General features: G+C 62.7%; 20 protein-coding genes. 13 read left to right on the top strand and 7 right to left on the bottom strand.

Going from position 1 to position 19,941, the window contains the following annotated elements:
* Positions 1-10: 10 nt before the first annotated feature.
* The 3 genes from K1W69_RS26555 (at position 11) to K1W69_RS26545 (ending at position 2,910) form a co-directional block, all read left to right on the top strand.
* On the top strand, positions 11-517 hold the full coding sequence (locus K1W69_RS26555; protein WP_220231518.1) for an O-acetyl-ADP-ribose deacetylase: 507 nt from the start codon (positions 11-13) through the stop codon (positions 515-517).
* Between the two features lie 81 nt (positions 518-598).
* Positions 599-2,008, top strand: coding sequence for an adenylate/guanylate cyclase domain-containing protein (locus K1W69_RS27360; protein WP_220231517.1), 1,410 nt, complete (start codon positions 599-601; stop codon positions 2,006-2,008).
* 23 nt (positions 2,009-2,031) lie between these two features.
* Complete coding sequence (locus K1W69_RS26545) at positions 2,032-2,910, top strand: NAD(P)-dependent oxidoreductase (protein WP_220231516.1); 879 nt, start codon at positions 2,032-2,034, stop codon at positions 2,908-2,910.
* Between the two features lie 9 nt (positions 2,911-2,919).
* Here K1W69_RS26545 and tlpA read toward each other — a convergent pair whose 3' ends face one another.
* On the bottom strand, positions 2,920-3,630 hold the full coding sequence (gene tlpA, locus K1W69_RS26540; protein WP_258571394.1) for a thiol:disulfide interchange protein TlpA: 711 nt from the start codon (positions 3,628-3,630) through the stop codon (positions 2,920-2,922).
* Between tlpA and argH the strand changes: the two genes are divergently transcribed.
* The 4 genes from argH to K1W69_RS26520 all read left to right on the top strand — a co-directional run bounded on the left by argH (position 3,629) and on the right by K1W69_RS26520 (position 9,331).
* Positions 3,629-5,017 carry an argininosuccinate lyase gene (argH, locus tag K1W69_RS26535; RefSeq protein ID WP_220231515.1) on the top strand — a complete coding sequence of 463 codons (1,389 nt, stop codon included), beginning with the start codon at positions 3,629-3,631 and terminating at the stop codon, positions 5,015-5,017. The two genes, tlpA and argH, sit on opposite strands and share 2 nt — an antisense overlap.
* 94 nt (positions 5,018-5,111) lie before the next feature.
* A complete protein-coding gene (locus K1W69_RS26530) occupies positions 5,112-5,399 on the top strand; it encodes a hypothetical protein (protein WP_220231514.1) in 288 nt (95 codons plus the stop codon).
* A 10-nt stretch (positions 5,400-5,409) separates the two neighbouring features.
* A complete protein-coding gene (gene lysA / locus K1W69_RS26525) occupies positions 5,410-6,678 on the top strand; it encodes a diaminopimelate decarboxylase (protein ID WP_220231513.1) in 1,269 nt (422 codons plus the stop codon).
* Positions 6,679-6,775: 97 nt separating this feature from the next.
* Positions 6,776-9,331 (top strand): TIGR02302 family protein, encoded by a 2,556-nt coding sequence (locus K1W69_RS26520; RefSeq protein WP_220231512.1) that lies wholly within the window; start codon positions 6,776-6,778, stop codon positions 9,329-9,331.
* A 104-nt stretch (positions 9,332-9,435) separates the two neighbouring features.
* Here the strand turns inward: K1W69_RS26520 and K1W69_RS26515 are convergent, their stop codons facing one another.
* The 3 genes from K1W69_RS26515 to K1W69_RS26505 form a co-directional block, all read right to left on the bottom strand.
* Entirely contained in the window at positions 9,436-9,798 is a 363-nt protein-coding gene (locus K1W69_RS26515) for a response regulator (protein WP_220231511.1), read from the bottom strand.
* Between the two features lie 192 nt (positions 9,799-9,990).
* The gene (gene hpt / locus K1W69_RS26510) at positions 9,991-10,533 is read right to left on the bottom strand and encodes a hypoxanthine phosphoribosyltransferase (protein WP_220231510.1); all 543 of its coding nucleotides are present in this window, start codon (positions 10,531-10,533) and stop codon (positions 9,991-9,993) included.
* A gap of 126 nt (positions 10,534-10,659) precedes the next feature.
* Entirely contained in the window at positions 10,660-11,088 is a 429-nt protein-coding gene (locus tag K1W69_RS26505) for a hypothetical protein (RefSeq protein WP_220231509.1), read from the bottom strand.
* Between the two features lie 154 nt (positions 11,089-11,242).
* Here K1W69_RS26505 and ftsE point away from each other — a divergent pair, with 154 nt between their 5' ends.
* The 4 genes from ftsE to K1W69_RS26485 all read left to right on the top strand — a co-directional run bounded on the left by ftsE (position 11,243) and on the right by K1W69_RS26485 (position 14,578).
* The gene (ftsE, locus tag K1W69_RS26500) at positions 11,243-11,902 is read left to right on the top strand and encodes a cell division ATP-binding protein FtsE (protein WP_220231508.1); all 660 of its coding nucleotides are present in this window, start codon (positions 11,243-11,245) and stop codon (positions 11,900-11,902) included.
* Positions 11,895-12,884: a cell division protein FtsX gene (locus K1W69_RS26495; protein WP_220231558.1), complete on the top strand. Its 990-nt coding sequence runs from the start codon at positions 11,895-11,897 to the stop codon at positions 12,882-12,884. Before ftsE ends, K1W69_RS26495 begins: the two co-directional genes overlap by 8 nt.
* Positions 12,885-13,008: 124 nt before the next feature.
* Entirely contained in the window at positions 13,009-13,761 is a 753-nt protein-coding gene (locus K1W69_RS26490; RefSeq protein WP_220231507.1) for a YdcF family protein, read from the top strand.
* Positions 13,762-13,768: 7 nt separating this feature from the next.
* Positions 13,769-14,578 (top strand): lysophospholipid acyltransferase family protein, encoded by an 810-nt coding sequence (locus tag K1W69_RS26485; protein ID WP_220231506.1) that lies wholly within the window; start codon positions 13,769-13,771, stop codon positions 14,576-14,578.
* On the opposite strand, the gene K1W69_RS26480 is transcribed toward K1W69_RS26485, so the two are convergent.
* Positions 14,527-15,057: a gamma-glutamylcyclotransferase gene (locus tag K1W69_RS26480; RefSeq protein ID WP_220231505.1), complete on the bottom strand. Its 531-nt coding sequence runs from the start codon at positions 15,055-15,057 to the stop codon at positions 14,527-14,529. The genes K1W69_RS26485 and K1W69_RS26480 overlap by 52 nt on opposite strands.
* A gap of 53 nt (positions 15,058-15,110) precedes the next feature.
* On the opposite strand from K1W69_RS26480, the gene K1W69_RS26475 reads away from it, so the two are divergent.
* Positions 15,111-16,118 carry a DUF2125 domain-containing protein gene (locus tag K1W69_RS26475; RefSeq protein ID WP_220231504.1) on the top strand — a complete coding sequence of 336 codons (1,008 nt, stop codon included), beginning with the start codon at positions 15,111-15,113 and terminating at the stop codon, positions 16,116-16,118.
* Between the two features lie 220 nt (positions 16,119-16,338).
* On the opposite strand, the gene K1W69_RS26470 is transcribed toward K1W69_RS26475, so the two are convergent.
* Both K1W69_RS26470 and hisC read right to left on the bottom strand, forming a co-directional pair.
* Complete coding sequence (locus K1W69_RS26470; protein WP_220231503.1) at positions 16,339-17,283, bottom strand: prephenate/arogenate dehydrogenase family protein; 945 nt, start codon at positions 17,281-17,283, stop codon at positions 16,339-16,341.
* Positions 17,280-18,386, bottom strand: coding sequence for a histidinol-phosphate transaminase (gene hisC, locus K1W69_RS26465; protein ID WP_220231502.1), 1,107 nt, complete (start codon positions 18,384-18,386; stop codon positions 17,280-17,282). The genes K1W69_RS26470 and hisC overlap by 4 nt, the downstream gene beginning before the upstream one ends.
* A gap of 195 nt (positions 18,387-18,581) precedes the next feature.
* Here hisC and K1W69_RS26460 point away from each other — a divergent pair, with 195 nt between their 5' ends.
* Positions 18,582-19,871 (top strand): amidohydrolase family protein, encoded by a 1,290-nt coding sequence (locus K1W69_RS26460; protein WP_220231501.1) that lies wholly within the window; start codon positions 18,582-18,584, stop codon positions 19,869-19,871.
* Positions 19,872-19,941 lie beyond the last annotated feature (70 nt).

Genomic DNA, 19,941 nt, shown 5'->3' with positions numbered 1-19,941 from the left:
CGTCTGCGCCATGCAAATCAATCTTCTGAAGGCCGACATAACGACTGTCCCCGCCGACGCGATCGTCAACGCCGCCAATTCCTCGCTGATGGGCGGCGGTGGCGTCGATGGCGCAATCCACCGCAGCGGCGGTCCGTCCATTCTCGAAGCCTGCAAGGAAATTGTCCGCAGACAAGGGCCTTGCGCGCCCGGCGACGCGGTCATCACGACGGCCGGCGATCTTCCGGCGAACTACGTCATCCACACAGTCGGCCCGATCTGGAACGGCGGCGGCCATGGCGAAGCGGAACTGCTTGAGAGCTGCTATCGATGCTGTCTCGATATTGCGACCGAGCGCGATATCCGCAGCATCTCATTTCCCAACATCAGCACAGGCGTCTATCGTTTCCCGAAACGCGAGGCCGCCGAAATCGCCATCGCCGCCGTCAGGTCCTTTCCGTTTGGCGACCGGCTAGAGACGCTGAATTTTGTCTGCTTCGACGATGAGAACCAGGCGATCTACGAAAAATTGATCTGAAGATTGCATCCATGCAATCTGGTATTGGTCAGTCGCCAACCCATATGTTACCCGCGCAATCCACGATGGAGGGCAGAGATCGTGACCGCATTCGCCGAACCGCCTGGCGTCCCGCTAACCCAGTTTACGCAGGACACATTCGCAGAGTCGAAACGCGAAGCAGAAGCCTATGCCGACGCCGCCCTGGTCAGGGCAAAGCAATCAGGTCTGCTGCTCGCCGTGCAGGCGCGATGGATTGCGATGGCGATCATCGCCGTCATGCTGCCGATCGTGAACCCGCATTGGGCGGTTCTCTACTATCATATGTACCTCGTCCTCTTTACGCTCATCGGCTGGGCGCAACTCAAGGTCGGCACCGTGGGCCAGTCGCGGGCGGAACTGTTCCTGCTTCTCTGCGACCTTGTGCTTATGACGATGATAACGGTCGTCCCGAATCCATTCGACAGTTTCGACTGGCCGAATGCGATGCAATACCGTTTCAACGCTTTTATCTTCTTCTTCGTACTCCTTGCGGCAGGCACGCTGCACTATTCCTGGCGGACGTTCTTCGCCTTCGCCTCCTGGACGACAGGGCTCTGGATTCTGGGCATCGCCTACATCTACTTCTTTCCCAATGCGCACCCGGGGTGGAGTGAGGCGATCTACGCCCTGTTCGCTCCGGACCTCCAGCTTGCGCATATGCTCGATCCCAACGCCATCGACTTCGGCCTGCGCTTCCAGGAACTCGTCGCCTTCCTGCTCGTGGCCGGCACGCTCGCCCTGGCGGTGAGGCGCGCCGGAGACCTGTTGCGCAGCCACGCGGCGGTCGAGCGGGAGCGCACGAATCTCGCCCGATACTTCTCTCCCAATGTCGTCGAGGAACTGTCGCAGAATGACGATCCGCTGAAACAGGTCCGCACCCAGAATGTGGCGGTGCTTTTCGTCGACATCGTCGGCTTCACCAAACTCTCCGACGGGCAGGAGCCGGAAGAGGTGATCCGCATGCTGCGCGAATTCCACGGACGGATGGAGCGCGAGGTCTTCCGGTTTGGCGGCACACTCGACAAATATCTCGGCGACGGGCTGATGGCGACATTCGGCACGCCGGTCGCCGGCGACGAAGACGCCTACAACGCGCTCTGCTGCGCCCAGGCGATGATGAAGAGCCTGGAGGAATTCAACCGCCTTCGCAGCGCTCACGGACTGCCGGAAATCAGGGCCGGCTTCGGTCTGCACTACGGTCCGGTCGTGCTTGGCGACATCGGCGCCAATCGTCTGGAATTCGCCGTCATCGGCACAACGGTCAACGCAGCAAGCCGGCTGGAGGCGCTGACGCGCAATCTCCAGTGCAGTCTCGTCGTCAGCGACGATCTCGTTTGCAAGGCGAAATCCGAACGCAACGGGCATGGCGACGGCGGTGAATTCGATGCGCTCGAGCTGCATCCGGATCAGGCGATCCGGGGCCTCGAACACCCGCTTTCAGTCTGGTCGCAGGGGGCGCGTCCGAACTGATTCGGCGATTGGAGGGAGCAACAATGCAGATCTGTTTCATCGGGCTCGGCGTCATGGGCGGCGCCATGGCCCGAAATCTCGCCACCGCGGGTTACAATGTGGTCGGTTACGACCCGGACCCCAATGTGGGAAAGGACGTGGATCGGAAATCGTCGGCGGTGGACGCCGCGCGCGACGCCGATATCATCATCACCATGCTGCCGCATGGCGGCGTGGTGGCGTCGGTGGTCGATGAAATCCTGACCGTCTGCAAGGCGGGTTCGCTTTTCGTCGACACGAGTTCCGCCGAACCGTGGCTGACCCGCGAAACAGCGCAGCGGCTGGCGGACAAAGGCGTATCGATGGTCGACGCGCCTGTTTCCGGCGCCAGTTGGGGGGCGGAAAGCGCCACGCTTGTCTTCATGGTCGGCGGATCGGACGCCGATGTCGCCCGGGCGAGGCCGCTCCTCGACGTTATGGGCAAGGCGACCCACCATGTCGGTCCGCTGGGCGCAGGTCATGCGATGAAGACCATCAACAACATCATCACCGCCATGACCGTCATCGGAACGACGGAGGCAATGTTGATCGGCAAGGCCTACGGTCTGGATCCATCCGCCATGGCGGATGTCCTCAACGTGTCCACCGGCCAGAGTTTCTGGACAACCGAGCGTCTGCATCAGGATGTGCTGAACCGAAAATTCGAGGACGGCTTCAAGCTCTCGCTCATGCACAAGGATGTCGAGATCGCAACGCGCCTCGGCCGCGAACTGGGTCTCGACCTGCCGTTTCTCGAAGCAGGACGCGCCATGTGGGAAGACGCGGATGAGAAGCTCGGACCGGGCGCGCCCGTCACCGCTTTCGTGCGCTATGTCGAGGAGAAGACCGGACTGCGGCTCGACGATAGCGACGACGGCTCCTGATTTTACCCCCTAAACCTCGCCCTTCGGCCCCATGGCCGCCCGAAGATAGGCCTTCGCGTCTTCGCCGGACCAGTTGGCGGGGCCGAACATGCGAGAGACGGGACAGCCGTTCTCGTCGATCAGCAGCGTCGCAGGCAAACCCACCGCGTGGCCCTGTTTCTTCAACTCGTTGAAGACGTCCATTGAATTGTCGCGATAGAACGCCAGATCCTGGATCCCGATCCCGTCGAGAAAAGTCTTCGGTTTTTCGTCTCCGCCGGTATCGATATTGATCGCCACGACCTCGAAGTCCTCGCCGCCCAGTTCGGCCTGCAGGCTGTCGAGCGTCGGCATCTCCTCTCGGCAGGGCACGCACCAGGTCGCCCAGAGATTGACCAGCAGCGTCTTGCCGGCAAGATCGCCCAGCGTCATCGGCGTTCCGTCCGGTCCGTCGAAGGCCAGCCCGGAAACCGACTGGGGCGCGTCCACGACGCCCATCGCCGCGATGTCGCCCACGGCAAGCGGCGCTATCCTGCGGCCAAGGTCGCCAGCCGCAGAACAATCGGAAACCGCTACCGCCGCCTGATCTGGCGTGTTGCCAGAAGGCGCCTGGTTCACGTATACCGCAACAGCGCCGGCGAGCACTACCAGGACAACGGCGAGGCCGATTGTCCTGACCGGGAACCGCTTGCTGTGTTTTAGAGCCGCCATCGACGTCTTCTCCGGAGTATCTTCATTCATGACCGGTAAAACCTCCAACCAGATGTGGGGCGGGCGTTTCGCCTCCGGCCCCGACGCCATCATGGAAGAAATCAATGCATCCATCGATTTCGACCGCAAGCTGTCGGCGCAGGATATCGAAGGCTCGCTCGCCCATGTCGCCATGCTGGCCGACACCGGCATCGTCTCCGGCGACGACCGCGACCGGATTGTCGCCGGTTTGAACACAATACTGTCCGAAATCAATGCCGGAACCTTCACATTTTCGCGACAGCTCGAAGACATTCACATGAACATCGAGTCGCGTCTCGCCGACCTTGTCGGCCCTGCGGCAGGCCGGCTGCACACCGCGCGCTCGCGCAACGATCAGGTCGCCGTCGATTTCCGCATGTGGGTGCGCGCGGAACTGGAGAAATCGGTGGCGGCGCTCGGCGCGCTGATGGCGGCCTTCCTCGACAAGGCCGAAGAGCACGCCGACACCGTCATGCCCGGCTTCACGCACCTCCAGACGGCGCAGCCGGTGACGTTTGGCCACCATTGCATGGCCTATGTCGAAATGTTTTCCCGCGACCGCTCGCGCATGCGCGACGCGCTTGCCCGGCTGGACGAATGCCCGCTCGGCGCCGCCGCGCTGGCCGGCACGGGCTTTCCGATCGATCGCCACCAGACGGCCAGGGCGCTCGGCTTTTCCGGCCCGACCCGCAACTCCATCGACACCGTGTCGGACCGCGATTTCGCCCTGGAGTTCCTGTCGGCTGCGGCGATTTGCGGCACGCATCTTTCGCGGCTGGCGGAAGAGATCGTCATCTGGTCGACGCCGCAATTCGGTTTCGTCCGGCTGTCGGACGCCTTTTCGACAGGCTCGTCCATCATGCCGCAGAAGAAGAATCCCGACGCCGCCGAACTCGTGCGCGCCAAGACCGGCCGTATCAACGGCGCTCTCATTGCGCTTCTCACTGTCATGAAGGGCCTGCCGCTCGCCTACTCCAAGGACATGCAGGAGGACAAGGAGCAGGTCTTTGACGCCGCCGCCACGCTTGAACTCGCAATCGCCGCCATGACCGGCATGATCCGCGACCTGCAGGTGCTGCCGGACGCCATGCGCCACGCCGCAGGCGCCGGTTATTCCACCGCCACCGATCTCGCCGACTGGCTGGTCCGCGTGGCAGGCCTGCCCTTCCGCGAGGCCCACCATGTCACAGGGCAGGCGGTGGCGCTGGCGGAAGAGAAGGGATGCGACCTGTCCGGGCTCGAACTCGCCGACCTGCAGTCCATCAACGACGCCATCACCGACGACGTCTATTCGGTGCTGAGCGTCGAAGCCTCCGTCGCAAGCCGCACCAGTTTCGGCGGCGCCGCGCCTGATGAAGTGCGCCGGCAAATCACCTGGTGGCGCAAGCATCTGTAATTAGGCAAAATGCAGGGTGCACAATCGCCGCGAACTTCGCTACAAGATCTCTGGGTTTATTTCGAATGACTGCATATCGGGCAGGTGCGAACGTATGAAGACCGCTGTAACCTATTTGAAGATGGCCGCCGTCCTGTCCATGATTGCGTTGATCGCCGCAGGATGCGGTCGAAAGAACGAGCTGAGACTGCCTGATCCCAATCCGAGGCAGCTGCCGCGCGAACGCGCCGCCGACGACGCCAAAGGCGGAACCGCTGATCAGTCTGCAGGCCCCGGCGGTCCGCAATCGGCAAGCGCCGGCCCGCAAGGGGAAGGCGAAGAAGGCAAGCGCAAACGCGGAAACCCCGACAAACCGTTCATTCTCGATCCGCTGATCCAGTAGGCCGAAAACCGTGAATCATTTCGAGTATCGAGACGGCGTCCTGCATGCCGAGGGCGTCAGCATTCCCGACATTGCGCGCGCGGTCGGCACCCCTTTCTATTGCTATTCGACTGCGACGCTGACGCGCCACTATCGTGTCTTCGCCGAGGCCTTTTCGGATATCGACGCGCTTGTCTGCTACGCCATGAAGGCCAACTCCAACCAGGCCGTCCTGATGACCCTGGCGCAAATGGGCGCAGGCGCCGACGTCGTGTCGGAAGGTGAGTTGCGTCGCGCGCTTGCCGCCGGCATTGAGCCGTCGAAGATCGTCTTTTCCGGCGTCGGCAAGACGGCGGCCGAAATCGATTTCGGCCTTGAAGTCGGCATTCTCTGCTTCAACGTAGAGTCCGAACCCGAACTCGACATGATCAACGCGCGCGCCCAGGCGCTCGGCAAGCGCGCGCCGGTCTCCTTTCGAATCAACCCGGATGTCGACGCCCGCACCCACGCCAAGATCTCGACCGGCAAGAAGGAAAACAAGTTCGGCATTTCCCTCGAACACGCCGAAGCTGTCTATGCGCGCGCCGCCGCCATGCCCGGCGTCGAGATCACCGGCATCGACATGCATATCGGCAGCCAGATCACAGATCTGAAGCCCTATGGCGACGCCTTCCTGCTTCTGAAGGAGATCGTGGGCAAGCTGCGCGCGGCGGGCCACGCCATCCGGCACGTCGACGTCGGCGGCGGGCTCGGCATCCCCTATCGGTCAGACAACGAACCGCCGCCCGATCCGCGCGCCTATGCCGACGTCGTGCTGGAACAGGTGCGCCAGCTCGACTGCCAGGTTATCTTCGAACCCGGCCGCATGATCGCCGGAAACGCCGGAATTCTGGTCGCCGAGGTGCTTTACATGAAGCACGGCGACGCTCGCAATTTCGCAATTGTCGACGCGGCCATGAACGATCTCATCCGGCCGACCCTCTACGACGCATGGCACGACATCCGGCCGGTGGTCCTGCCGCCGGCGGATACGCCGCATATCGTCGTCGACGTCGTCGGCCCGGTCTGCGAAAGCGGCGACTTTCTCGCCCGCGAGCGGTCTCTGCCGGAGCTGAAGCAGGGCGACCTGATCGCGGTTGGAACGGCTGGCGCCTACGGCGCGGTCCAGTCCTCCACCTACAACACCCGCCTGCTCGCGCCGGAGGTTCTGGTCAGGGGCGACAGCTATCACGTCGTTCGCCCGCGCCCGACCTATGAGGATCTGATCGGCCTCGATTCCATTCCCGACTGGCTGAAATAACCACGGAATAAAGCGTTGCGGTAGGTCACAATTTCGTTGCCGGCCTCGCCATCGCCCAAAAGAGTGCTATTCTTTATGGCGCAGAGGGACTGTGGCGATGAACCAGAACGAAGCTTCGAACGAAGCAGCCTCCAAAGTCAGCCGGTTGGCGCGAATTTCCGTCAGCCGTCAGTTTACGCGCGTCGTGATTTTTCTTGAGCGGCTGTGGCCCAGGTTGCTGCCTGCTTTCGGCGTTCTCGCCCTCTTCGCGATACTGTCCTGGATCGGTTATTTTCGCGCCGTGCCCGACTGGGCGCGCATCGCCTCGCTGGCCGCTATGCTGGCGGCGTTCCTGGCAAGCCTCGTTCCGCTTCGTCGTCTGCGCTGGCCCGACGCACAGGAGGCCACAAGGCGCCTCGAGAAAGACAACCGTATCGCCCACCAGGCGATCGCCGTCCAGTCGGACCGGCTGGAAAACGACTCCGAGTTTGCGCGGGTGCTTTGGCAAACCCACAAGCAGCGCATGTATGACAGGCTCGACGATGTGCATGTGCATGCGCCGAAGCCCGATACGCCCCGCGCTGACCCATGGGGCGTTCGGGCGCTCGTCGCGTTGCTGCTCGTCGCCGCCTTTGGCTATTCCTGGTCGAACCATTCCGGCCGGCTTGGAGACGCCTTTACGAGCCACGCCCGAACAGAAAATCTCGCCGGTATCCGCATTGACGCCTGGGTGACGCCCCCGGCCTACACCGGCAAGGCGCCGCTGTTTCTCACTGGCGGCGAAATCGGCCTGCCAGACATCATCACCGTTCCCGAAGGCAGCGAGGTGCTTGTGCGCATCGTCGGCGGCCAGGGCTCGGAGGCAGTCGCCTACAATGAGGAAACAATCGGGGAGGAAGAAAACGAGGACGGCGTCGCCACGGCGGCGGCGCGCAATTATCGTTTTCCGATTCCAGACAGCGGCCGGCTCGAGATACGCCAGGCCGAAGCGCCTATCCATGGCTGGACCTTTGACCTGCTGGCCGACGAAGCGCCGGTCATCGCCTTCGAGGCGGATCCAGCGGCCGCCGCCAACGGCGCGCTGGAGATTGCCTTTTCCGCCAGCGACGATTACGGCCTCGAATCCGCCCGCGCCGAAATCCTGCCCGTCGAGCCCTCCGCCGACGACGCCAATCCACTCTACGACCTGCCGGAATACGAATTGACGGTGCCGAAACGCAATGCCCGGTCCCGCAAGGGTCGCGAAAGCCGTGACCTGACGGAACATCCGATGGCCGGCAAAGCCGTGAAGATCACGCTCGTCGCAACCGACGCAACCGGCCAGGAGGGACGTAGCGAGACGGTCGAAACGATCCTGCCGGCCAGGACCTTCTACAATCTGCTCGCCGGTTCCGTCGCCGAGCAGCGCCAGATCCTCAGTCTCGACACAAACGATCTCGACCGGGCGGTGGAGTTCAACGACGCCCTGACCATGGCGGCGGAAGAAACCATCGACAACACGACGCATTACCTTCTCATCAAGTCGGCGCGCGCCCGCATGCGCCAAGCCTTCGACGACGACATGCTGCGCGACGCGGCGGACTACATGTGGGACATCGCCATCGGCATCGAGGACGGCGACCTCTCCTTCGCCGAACGGCGTCTGCGCGACGCCCAGCGCGCCCTCTCCGAGGCGCTTGAAAACGGCGCGGACGACGAAACCATTCAGGCGTTGATGGACGAGTTGCGCGAAGCCATGCAGGAATTCCTCGAGGCGCTGGCGCAGGCCATGCAGCAGAACCCCGAGATGGCCCAGCAAATGCCGCCGCAATCCATGCAGAACATTCTGCGCCAACAGGACATCGACCGCCTGCTCGACCAGATCGAGAATCTGGCGCAATCCGGCGCGCGCGATCAGGCGCAGCAATTGCTGTCGGAACTGCAGCGCATGATGAACAATCTGCAGACAGGCCAGCATCAGCAGGCCCAGGGCGACAATCCCATGCGCCAGCGGATGGACGAACTCGGCGAACTGATGCAGCGCCAGCAGCAATTGATGGAAGAGACCTTCGATCTCGAACAGGCGCTGAGGCAGCGCCGGCAACAGCAGCTTTTCGGCAATGAAGGCCAGCAGCAACAGCAGCAGGGCGAGAACGGTCAGCAGCAGCAAGGCGAAATGGGCGACATGACCGAGGAGCAGCTCCGCGAGGCGCTGCGTCAGTTGCAGGAACAGCAGGACGCGCTGCAGCAGCAGCTTGGCGAATTGCAGCAGGCGCTGGAAGAATTCGGCATTCAGCCCGGCGAAGGCTTCGATGAGGCCGGCGAAGCCATGGGCGAGGCTGGCGAAGCGCTGGGTGAAGGCGAAGGCGGGACCGCCGTCGACGAACAGGGCCGCGCCCTGCAGGCGCTGCGCCGCGGCGCCCAGGACATGATGAACCAGATGCGTCAGGCCATGGGCCAGAACCCGGGTCCGATGAACGGCCAGGCTTCGCCCAATCGGCAGGGCCGCGATCCGCTCGGCAGGCCGCAAGCCAACACCGGCCCGGATTTCGGAGAAAACGTCAAGATTCCGGAGGAAGCCGATATCCAGCGCGCCCGCCGGATCCTGGAAGCCATTCGCGACCGGCTCGGCGACGCCTTCCGGCCCGAAATGGAGCGCTTCTATCTGGAGCGGCTTCTGGACAACAACAACTGATCAGCGCCCAAGGCTGCGACCCCATTGCAGGCCCGACCTGCAATGGGGACAGGTCGCCTCCGGCGACCGGGCGGGCAGCGTTTCGGCCGCTGGCCGAACTGGCGTCAGTGCGACAGCGCTTCGGCCACCGCGTAACGAATATCGGGAAGGCTGAACGGTTTCGGCACGACGTCCACGACAATCCGCGCCAGATTGTCGGCGCGTTCGCGCTGTTCGGCGAAGCCCGTCATCAGCAGGATCTTCGTCGCCGGAAACTCGATCGCCGCAGTATGGGCCAGCGCAATGCCGTCCAGTTCCGGCATACGAATATCAGACAGCAAAAGGTCGTAGCGTTCGCCGTCGCGCAGGCAGTGCAGGCCTTCTGCGCCGTCCGCGACTTCCACCACCTCATGTCCGTCCATCTGCAGCGCACGACTCACGAAGCGCCGAAGCGCGTCCTCGTCTTCCGCGATCAGAATTCTTGCCATGCCATACCTACCTGATTGTCTTTGGAGCCGTCGTCGCCAAACGGGCTTCCTGTTGCCTCTTGTGTGAAACAGCAAAACATCCAAATCTTGTCGGCGGGTAAACGAAGTCGGTTTCAGCCCCGCGCAGGCGGCTTTTCGCGAGGCCTATCGATCAACATGATTAACGTTTGGTTGGCGGCCGCCCAAAGGCGCTCAGGCGTCGCCCGTCACCACGCCGACGAAGGGCAGTTCCCGGAACGCGTAGGCGACGTCCATGCCGTAGCCGACGACGAAATAATCCGGGCATTCGAAGCCGACATGGTCAGCGTCGAGTTCGCCCTGGCGACGCGACCGCTTGTCGAGCAGAACGGCGATCGAAACATCGCTGGCGCCGCGCTCGAACATCAGGTCGCGCGCAAAACGCAACGTGTTTCCGGATTCCAGGATATCGTCGATCAGCAGGATCGAACGATCCTTAACGTCGCTGTCGATGTCCTTGATGATCTTGACGCCGCGGCTGGTCGTTCCCTTGCCGTAGCTCGAAAGCGTAATGAACTCGACTTCCGGGGCAAGACCGACTTCGTGCAGGGCGCGCAGCAGATCGGCGGCGAAGATGAAAGAGCCCTTGAGGATCGAAATCACCAGGAGATCGTTCTTCGGAGCCGTCGCAATTTCCTGCGCCAGCTGGAGATTGCGCGCGTGAATTGCTTCCGCGCTGTACAAAATGTCGATGTTCTTTCCGCGTACGACCGGCATGCGTGGAGCCCCGTAACAGTTTGACGAAGCTGCTAGCTACATGAATTGCCCGGGATTTGAAACCGTTTCGCCGCCGTCTTTCCCAACATTCGGCTGCAAGCCGCGATAGACAGGGTTAATAAAGGCTTACTGCAATAGCGCGTATCCGCCGAAGAACCAGAAGACGCAAAGCGATGCGAGCCCCACCAGTGCGCCAAATCCCACCGGACTCATCCGGTCGAGCCGGCCGAAAAGCGTCGGTAAACCGGCCGGCGCGGCGGCGTCTGCGGCTTGACCGGCGCCTTGACCGGCGCAATGTGCGCGTCTTTCGAAAAAATCGCCCGGCGAAACCGGTCTCACAGCGTCCGCGCCAAAGACTTCCACCACAGACCCATTGTCGTCTATGTGCACGAATTCGGCGTCGATCACATCCGATACGGCCGATTCCGCCGCAGCGCGATTGGCGAACGGTCTATGGCGACCACGTTGGCGGGCGGTCGAACCGGAATTTTCCACATTAAAGCTGCGATCGTATTGACCGGCGCCGTGGCTGTATTGCATTAGCTTGTCAGGCAATCCCGTTCCCGGAAGGCTATCCGATGTCGATTCCTTCCCTGCAAGACGGTAAATCGATACGGTTAACAAATACGAAACCCTTGTCTTTTCACAACGACCGGCGCAGCGATTACCAACCAGCATATAGGGCAACCCGGACGGGGAGGCTGCTGACTTGATTCATTTCGACAACGTTGGACTGCGCTACGGCATGGGCCCGGAAGTGCTGCGCGATCTGACCTTCGACATTCCGCAGCGCTCGTTCCAGTTTCTTACCGGGCCGTCCGGCGCAGGAAAGACAACGCTGCTGCGGCTCCTGTTCCTGTCGCTGCAGCCGACTCGCGGCTTCATCCGGATCTTCGACCGGGACATCGCCACTATCGACCCGCAGGAACTGCCGCTCTTGCGCCGGCGCATCGGCATTGTCTTCCAGGATTTCCGGCTGCTCGATCATCTGACGACCTATGAAAACGTCGCCTTGCCGCTCAGGGTGCGGGGCCGCGAGGAATCCACCTACCGCACCGATGTCATCGAATTGCTCAAATGGGTTGGTCTTGGTGAGCGGATGAACGTTTTGCCGCCCATTCTTTCCGGCGGAGAGAAGCAGCGCGCGGCGATCGCCCGCGCCCTGATCGACCAGCCGGAAATCCTGCTCGCCGACGAGCCGACGGGCAATGTCGACGCGCCGCTTGCGCGCCGATTGCTGCGCCTTTTCATGGAGCTGAACAAGCTCGGCACGGCCGTCGTCATCGCCACGCACGACCTGTCGCTGATGGACCAGATCGACGCCCGCCGCATGATCCTGTCGCATGGACGACTGGATATATATGACTGACGGCGGCGCTCCATCCGGCGGAACCGGCGCGAGGCAACCCCGGCAGATTGTTCTTCGGCCGACGGCGCCCATCGTTCCGGCGGCGAACATCGCCGGTCGCTCGCTCATGTTCGTGATTTCGATCATGTCGTTTCTGGCCAGCCTCACGCTTGGCGCGGTCATCCTCGTCCAGGACACTGCAAACACCTGGCAGAGCGACATTTCGCGGGAAGTCACCATCCAGATCAAGCCGCAGGACGGGCTCGACATGCAGCAGGCCCTCGAGACCGCGCGACGGATCGCGATCGGGTTCGAAGGCGCGACGGACGCCACGATCGTCAATGACGAAGAGACTTCGCGGCTCCTGGAACCCTGGCTTGGCGAGGGACTCGATCTGGACGAACTTCCCGTGCCCCGGCTGGTCATCGTCACCATCGACGAGGGTGCGCCGCCGGATTTTCAGGCGATGCGCACAGCGTTGACGCAAGCCCTTCCGAACGTCTACCTCGACGACCACCGCACATGGGTGAACCGGCTGGTCGCCATGGCCAACACCACGACGCTGATCGGCATATGCATCCTGATGCTCGTCTTCGCCGCGACTGTGCTGACGGTGATCTTCGCAACCCGCGGCGCGCTGTCGGGCAATCACCACATCGTCGAAGTGCTGCATTTCGTCGGCGCGGAGGCCGGCTTCGTCGCATCGCACTTCCAGCGTCACTTCTTCATCATCGCTCTGAAAGGCGCGACCGCCGGCGGCATCGCGGCGGCGATCATATTCGCGTCAGCGGGCGTCTGGGCGAACAACAATTTCGCCACCCCGCAATCGGACCAGACAAACGCCCTGTTCGGCGGCTTCTCGGTGGGGCCCGGCGGCTATGTCGGCATCGTCGCGATCGTCATCATTATCGCCTTTCTCACTGCCCTGACCACGCGAATCACCGTGATGAAAACGATTCGGGAAATCGACCTGATCCGCTCCAACCCCGGTCACGTCCTGTAGCCAGACAACCGCGAAACGTCGCGCAAACCGCGCTGTGGCGGCCTTCGGCGTCCAAAGCGGGCATTGTTCATTGACACTGCGGCAAAGCGCGTACAATTCTCTCCTACACATTTGCGGCATCGTCATGGACGTCGAAAACAAGGATCCCGAACTGGAAGACCAGCCAGCGCCGAAAAAGCCCGGCTGGCTTCGTCGCATCCTGCGCGCATTCATGGTGATCGCCATATGGGTCGTCGTGCTCGGATTCGGCGTTCTGGTCGGCGGCTTCTTCCGGTTTTCCAGCGAAATCACATCCGTCACGCCGCCGACGGACATCGCGGAAGCCGACGGCATCGTCGTCCTGACGGGGCGCAGCCACCGCATCGAACAGGCGCTCGACCTTCTTGATCAGGGGCTGGCTGACCGATTGCTGATCTCCGGCGTCTATCCGAGCACAACGGCGGAGCAAATCCGCAAACTGACATCCACGGAACCGGCGCTGTTCGAGTGCTGCGTGGATATCGGCCACGACGCGCTCGACACCGAAGGAAACGCCCTCGAGGTCAGCCAATGGGCGAGAGACAACAACTTTACGCGGGTTATCGTCGTTACCAGCAGCGATCACATGCCGCGCAGCCTGATCGAATTGCGCCGTCTTGACGAGGAGGTCGAATTCATCCCCTACCCCGTGGTTCCGGACGAATTCCGCAATTATGACTGGGTGCGCAGGCCGGCGCTCTGGCGTCCGCTGGTCGAGGAATACGCGAAATATCTGATTGCGCGGTTGCGGCTGGCGACCGGAACGGACGTCGCCGGCGAATTCCTGCGCTCCGTCGCCCACGCCGCCGGGAAGCCGACAGCCCGCAGCATTGACTCGCAGGCCACGGTGACGGATTAGATCACCCATGATCCTGCTCCGCTCCATGCTGTTCAATCTGGCCTTCTATCTCAACCTGATTGTCCAGATGATCATCTTTTCTCCGGCCTATTTCCTGATGCGGCGGAAAAACGCTTGGGTGATCCCGAAAAACTGGGTGCGGTCCAACCACTGGCTTCTCAAGGTCATCGTGGGAACGGACTACTCGATCGAAGGCCTCGAGAACCTGCCCGACGGGCCGTACATCATCGCGCCGAAACACCAGTCCTTCTGGGACGCCTATGCGCTGCTGCCGCATCTGGACGATCCCTTCTACATCCTCAAGCGGGAACTTACCTGGATCCCGCTCTTCGGCTGGTACGTCATCAAGATGCAGATGGTGCCGATCGATCGCGGCGCCAAATCCAGCGTCATGCCGGCGGTGCTTGAACGCACCCGCAAGCAGATGGCTGACGGCCGCCAGCTCATCATCTATCCGGAAGGCACGCGACGCCCGGTCGGCGCCGAACCGGTCTACAAATTCGGCATCGCCCGGCTCTACGACCAGCTGCAGGTTCCGGTCGTGCCGGTCGCCATGGTTCCGGGCCTGTTCTGGCCAAGGCGCAAATTCATCCGCTACCCCGGCCACATCCACGTTCGCTTTCTGGAGCCGATCCAGCCGGGCATGAAGCCTGACGCATTCCTGGAAAAACTGGTCGACGTCACAGAAGCCGCGACCGACGAGCTGCTGGTCAGAACGATCGATGAAAATCCGCATCTGCCGCTGTCGGAAACGGCCCGCAAACGCTACGAGGAACTGACGGGCTCCAGCCGTTCGGCCACCGCCTCAAGCAGGTGATCGCGAATCCGCATTTCCCTGAGATGCCTGACGGTGCTCAGCACGTAGTCGGCGTTGTGGCCCGACTGGCCTTCCGACACCGCAACGCGATGCGCCGCCTCGTCGATCTCCAGCGCGCCGGCGTATTGCGGATGCGCGCGGTCCGTCACGAAGGATAGCGCTTCCACCTGCTGGCCATTTGCGAGATAGGCCGGCAGATGCCGCTCCATATAGACCTTGTTGGTCATTTCGCGGGCGCGCAGATAGGCGACCACCTCTTCATGGTCCTCCCCGCGAACCTTGAACACCATCCCCGTGCAGGAGCCGCCCCGGTCGAGCCCGAGCACTAGCCCCGGCCGTTCCGGCGTGCCGCGGTGAATGAAAGAGTGGATGCACAGCGCGCGCCGGTATCCGTAGATCCGTCCGCGCTGCGCCTCGCGAAACTCGAAACCTGGCCGCCACATCAGCGACCCGTAGCCAAAGACCCAAAAATCGTCCATATCCGTCACATAATTCGAAACGCAGGCGAATTGAAGTATTGGCTGGAGAATCTATGACCACTTCGCAGAATGACGGCCGGTATCTTCGACGTCTCATTTACCTTGCAATTTTTATCGTGGTGTTGTTCGGGGGCTATGCCGGCCTGTGGTTCTACCTCGCCGGCGAGGTCAAGACGCGCAGCGAAATGGTGCTCGCCAACCTGTCGCTCAACAGCGTCGCGGCCGACTGCGAAGACATGGAAGTGCGCGGCTTTCCCTTCCGCCTCGGCGTGTTCTGTGATTCGGTGACGGCGGTCAGCGAGGTCGATTCCTCGCAACTGTCGGCGGGCGCGTTTCGCACCGCCGCGCAGGTCTACAATCCCAACCACATCATCTCCGAACTCGACAGCCCGGTCACTATCGTGTCGCCGCGCGGCGACCGCGCCGATTTCGAATGGCGGTCGCTGCAGTCGAGCACCGTTTTCGGGCTCAACGGGCTTGATCGCGCCTCGGTCCATGTCGAGGATACCCGGGCGGTGCTGACGAATGGCGCCGACGACCTGACGCTCGCAACGGATACAAGCGAATTCCACACCCGTCAGAACGGCGACAATCTCGATTTCGCGGCCATGCTGCGCAACGCGCGGCTCACAACGGGCGCTGGCGAAGCTCCGACCTTCGATCTCGATCTCGACGTCAGCGTCGACGATCGGGCATGGCTCCTTTCGGGACACCAGCGAACGCAGGATTATCCGTGGATCGGCGCAAGCGGTTCGTTGAAGAACTTCGTCGTCGCCCTCGACAATGGCGCCCGGATCGCCGTTGAGGGACCGTTCTCGATCGACCGGCGCGGCCTTCTCGACGGCCGGTTCGACCTGAGCATCCGCGATCTCGCCGGCGTCATGGAGCTGGCGCGCGGCGTGCCCGATCCGACCGGCGCCATCGAAAACGTTCGGTCGGTCCTATCCACACTGTCCGGAACCGGCGAAATCAAGCTCCCGGTGACGGTGCGCCGCGGCAAGGTTCAGGTCGCCTTCTTCACGCTCGGCCGCATCCCGCCGCTGCGCCCGCGGCGGTACTGATCCCCGACCCTGCCAATCGGCCGTGAGCCGCAGGCCAGGCTCATATCCACATCCGACGAAACTTCTACTTCTTGCGCGCCGCGGACGCGGCGCCGCCAGATTGCGGGCCGAGCCCGCAATGAGGGTTTTTATGTTGCGGATTCAATTGTTTACCCTCATGCCGGACTTGATCCGGCATCCAGTGGCCACGCGTCCGCGTGGCCAACGATGAAAATCGTCTCTAACCGCCGCGCTTCTCCGCCGGCGTGTATTCCGGATGCCGGCCGAAGTCGGGAGCCTCGACGTCCTGGCCCGCCTCGATGATCGACTTGCGGATATGCCGGGTGTGGCTGAACAGGTCGAACAGCTTGTCGCCGTCGCCCCAGCGGATCGCGCGCTGCAGTGAGGACAAATCCTCCGAAAAGCGCGCCAGCATTTCCAGGATGGCGTCCCGGTTGTGAAGGCACACGTCCCGCCACATGGTGGGGTCAGAGGCGGCGAGCCGCGTGAAGTCGCGAAAACCCGAGGCCGAATATTTGATGACTTCCGATTCCGTCACGGTTTCCAGATCGTCGGCGGTGCCCACGATGTTGTAGGCGATGATCTGCGGCAGATGCGAGACGATCGCGAGCACCAGGTCGTGGCGGTGCGGATCCATCCGGTCGACCATCGAGCCGCAGCTTTCCCAGAAAGTCGTCAGCTTGGCCAGCGCTTCCTCGTCGGCGTTGGGCAGCGGCGTAAGAATGCACCAGCGGCCTTCAAACAGCGTCGCGAACCCCGCGTCCGGTCCGGAATGCTCCGTTCCGGCGATCGGATGGCCTGGAATGAAATGCGCGTGTTCGGGAATATACGGCTTCATCTGCTCGACGACGGATTCCTTTGTCGAGCCGACGTCGGTGACGATCGCGCCTTCCTTCAGTTCGCCTGAGATTTCGCGCGCCACCTTCTCCGACGAGCCCACAGGCACGCTGACGATCACCAGGTCGGCGTCGCGCACGGCTTCCGCGCTGGAGGTCGTATAGCTGTCGCCAAGGCCGAGGTCATGCGCCCGCTCCAGCGTTTCGGACGAGCGGGTGGCGATCGCGACCGTGCCGGCAAGCCCCTTCTGCCGGATGACGCGTGCAAGGGAAGAGCCGATGAGGCCGATGCCGATCAGCGCTATTTTGTCGAATTGCTTGGTGGTCATGTCTTGTCCAGGAATTCCTTCAGGGCGGCGATCACCGCTTCGTTGGCCTCTTCCGGGCCGACGCTCATGCGCAAGCCGTCCGGAAAGCCATAGGCCGTGACGCGCCGCAGAACGAGGCCGCGCGCGGAGAGAAAATCATCCGCATCCGCCGCAGACTTGCCTGGTTGATTGCCGAAATGAATGAGAATGAAATTGCCGACCGACGGCGTGACGCTCAGGCCCAGCGCCTCGATTTCCGTCGTCAGACGCTCGATCCAGCGCAGATTGTAGGCGACGGCCCTGTCCACATGGTCACGGTCGGCGATCGCCGCGGCCCCCGCCTCGATAGCGACGGCGTTGAGGTTGAACGGCCCGCGAATCCGGTTGACGGCGTCGGCGACCGCCAGCGGCGCATACATCCAGCCGACACGCAGACCCGCCAGACCATAAATCTTCGAAAACGTTCGGGTCATGACGACATTTTCGCTGCCGGAAACCAGTTCGACGCCAGCTTCGTAGTCGTTACGTCGCACATATTCGGCGTAAGCGGCGTCGATCACCAATAACACGTTGCCCGGCAGCCCCGCCTGCAGACGGCGCAACTCGTCGGCCGGCAGATAGGTGCCAGTCGGATTGTTCGGGTTTGCGATGAAGACCAGCCTGGTGCGCTCCGTCACCGCCGCGAGGATCGCGTCGACATCGGCGCGCAGATCGGTTTCGGGAACGGTCACCGGCGTCGCGCCGGCGGCGGTGATCTGAATCTTGTAGACGAGAAAGCCGTGTTCGGTAACGATCCCCTCGTCGCCGGGCGCGAGATAGGTCTGGCAGAGAAGGCCCAGCAATTCGTCGGAACCGTTGCCGCAGACGATATTGGCGGCGTTCAACCCGTGCCGCGCGGCGATCGCCTCGCGCAGTTTCGTCGATCCACCGTCCGGATAGATTTCAGGATGCTCCAGCGCGACCGCCATCGCGCCGGCCACATGCGGGCTCGGCCCCAAAGGCGTCTCGTTGGCTGAAAGCTTGTACACCTTCGCAACGCCGGGCGCCGAATCCTTGCCCGGCACATAAGCTGCAATTTCCATCACGCCCGGCTTCGGCGCCGGCCTGTTTTCTGCGCTGCTCATCGATCTTCCTGTCCAGACTTGGCCCAGACTTGGCCCAGACTGCGCCACGTCAGGGCGGGCATAGCGCCAAGCGCCCCCGATGTCGAGAGTTTCGGCGGACCCGGCGCCGGTTAATGACGCCGCGACCCCTTGCGGCCCGGCCCGTCGCCATGCAGTGATAGCGCGGTTCTGAAACACCGCAAGGGAATGCGCCGCATGTTCGATATCCTGATCAGGAACGCCAATCTGCCGGACGGACGCGAGGGCGTCGACGTCGCGATATCCGGGGGCCGCTTCGAGGCGATCGCCAGGGGCGTCGAAGGCGAGGCCGCGCGGGTCGTCGACGCCGGCGGACGCCTGCTCTCGCCGCATTTCATCGACCCGCATTTTCACATGGACGCAACGCTGTCCCTGGGCATGCCCCGGCTCAACCGGTCCGGCACGCTGCTGGAAGGCATCGCGCTGTGGGGCGAGCTGAAGCCGCTTCTCACCCACGACGCGGTGATCGAGCGGGCGCTGCGCTATTGCGATCTGGCAGTCTCTCAAGGACTGTTGTCCATCCGCAGCCATGTCGATGTCTGCGACGATCGTTTGCTCGCCGTCGAGGCGCTTGTCGACGTACGCGAACGCATCAAGCCCTATATCGACCTGCAGCTCGTCGCCTTTCCGCAGGACGGCCTCTACCGCTCGCCCACCGCGGAAAAGAACCTCTTGCGCGCCCTCGACATGGGCGTCGACGTCGTCGGCGGCATTCCGCATTTCGAGCGCACCATGCAGGACGGCGCCAGGTCCGTGACGCGGCTTTGCGAAATCGCCGCCGAGCGCGGTCTGCGCGTCGATTTCCACTGCGACGAGACGGACGATCCGATGTCGCGCCACATCGAGACGGTCGCCGCCGAAACGGTGCGGCTCGGCCTGCAGGGCCGCGTCGCCGGCTCGCATCTGACCTCCATGCATTCGATGGACAACTACTACGTCTCGAAACTGCTGCCGCTGATGGCGGAGGCGGAGATCCACGCAATTCCCAATCCGCTGATCAACATCACGCTGCAGGGCCGCCACGACACCTATCCGAAGCGTCGCGGCATGACCCGCGTGCCGGAGCTTCTCGCCCAGGGAATCAATGTCGCCTTCGGTCAGGATTGCTGCATGGATCCGTGGTATTCGCTCGGCGCCGCCGACATGCTGGAGGTGGCGAACATGGCCGTGCATGTCGGCCAGATGACGTCGCTTGACGCCATGCGCCAGGCCTATGACGCGATCACCGTCAATTCAGCCAAGGCGATGGGCCTCGACGACTACGGGGTCGCCGAAGGCAAGTCCGCCAATTGCGTTTTGTTGCAGGCACGCGACCCGATCGAGGCAATCCGCCTGAAGGCGACGCGGCTCATGGTCTTCCGGCAGGGAAAAATCATCAGCGAAACGCTGCCGCGCATCGCCAAGCTCGGGCTCGAGGGTCGCCCCGGCCGCGTCGACGCCGCCGACTACGCGCCGGTCGAGGGCTAAACAGCGTATTGATGTAAGTATATCATATAGTTACATCAATACGGACTTGACCCGGCATCCGGCAGCGCCG

Source organism: Flavimaribacter sediminis, assembly GCF_019492055.1.
Lineage (GTDB): Bacteria > Pseudomonadota > Alphaproteobacteria > Rhizobiales > Rhizobiaceae > Flavimaribacter > Flavimaribacter sediminis.
The sequence above is the reverse complement of the archived record's forward strand: the minus strand, read 5'-3'. Positions and strand labels throughout refer to the sequence as shown.

Excerpts from the sequence above, each read along its gene's own strand:
- K1W69_RS26555 (WP_220231518.1), top strand. The coding sequence starts at position 11 with ATGCAAATCAATCTTCTGAAGGCCGACATAACGACTGTCCCCGCCGAC.
- K1W69_RS26545 (WP_220231516.1), top strand. The coding sequence starts at position 2,032 with ATGCAGATCTGTTTCATCGGGCTCGGCGTCATGGGCGGCGCCATGGCC.
- argH (WP_220231515.1), top strand. The coding sequence starts at position 3,629 with ATGACCGGTAAAACCTCCAACCAGATGTGGGGCGGGCGTTTCGCCTCC.
- tlpA (WP_258571394.1), bottom strand. The coding sequence starts at position 3,630 with ATGAATGAAGATACTCCGGAGAAGACGTCGATGGCGGCTCTAAAACAC.
- K1W69_RS26530 (WP_220231514.1), top strand. The coding sequence starts at position 5,112 with ATGAAGACCGCTGTAACCTATTTGAAGATGGCCGCCGTCCTGTCCATG.
- K1W69_RS26520 (WP_220231512.1), top strand. The coding sequence starts at position 6,776 with ATGAACCAGAACGAAGCTTCGAACGAAGCAGCCTCCAAAGTCAGCCGG.
- K1W69_RS26515 (WP_220231511.1), bottom strand. The coding sequence starts at position 9,798 with ATGGCAAGAATTCTGATCGCGGAAGACGAGGACGCGCTTCGGCGCTTC.
- hpt (WP_220231510.1), bottom strand. The coding sequence starts at position 10,533 with ATGCCGGTCGTACGCGGAAAGAACATCGACATTTTGTACAGCGCGGAA.
- K1W69_RS26495 (WP_220231558.1), top strand. The coding sequence starts at position 11,895 with ATGACTGACGGCGGCGCTCCATCCGGCGGAACCGGCGCGAGGCAACCC.
- K1W69_RS26490 (WP_220231507.1), top strand. The coding sequence starts at position 13,009 with ATGGACGTCGAAAACAAGGATCCCGAACTGGAAGACCAGCCAGCGCCG.
- K1W69_RS26485 (WP_220231506.1), top strand. The coding sequence starts at position 13,769 with ATGATCCTGCTCCGCTCCATGCTGTTCAATCTGGCCTTCTATCTCAAC.
- K1W69_RS26480 (WP_220231505.1), bottom strand. The coding sequence starts at position 15,057 with ATGGACGATTTTTGGGTCTTTGGCTACGGGTCGCTGATGTGGCGGCCA.
- K1W69_RS26475 (WP_220231504.1), top strand. The coding sequence starts at position 15,111 with ATGACCACTTCGCAGAATGACGGCCGGTATCTTCGACGTCTCATTTAC.
- K1W69_RS26470 (WP_220231503.1), bottom strand. The coding sequence starts at position 17,283 with ATGACCACCAAGCAATTCGACAAAATAGCGCTGATCGGCATCGGCCTC.
- hisC (WP_220231502.1), bottom strand. The coding sequence starts at position 18,386 with ATGAGCAGCGCAGAAAACAGGCCGGCGCCGAAGCCGGGCGTGATGGAA.
- K1W69_RS26460 (WP_220231501.1), top strand. The coding sequence starts at position 18,582 with ATGTTCGATATCCTGATCAGGAACGCCAATCTGCCGGACGGACGCGAG.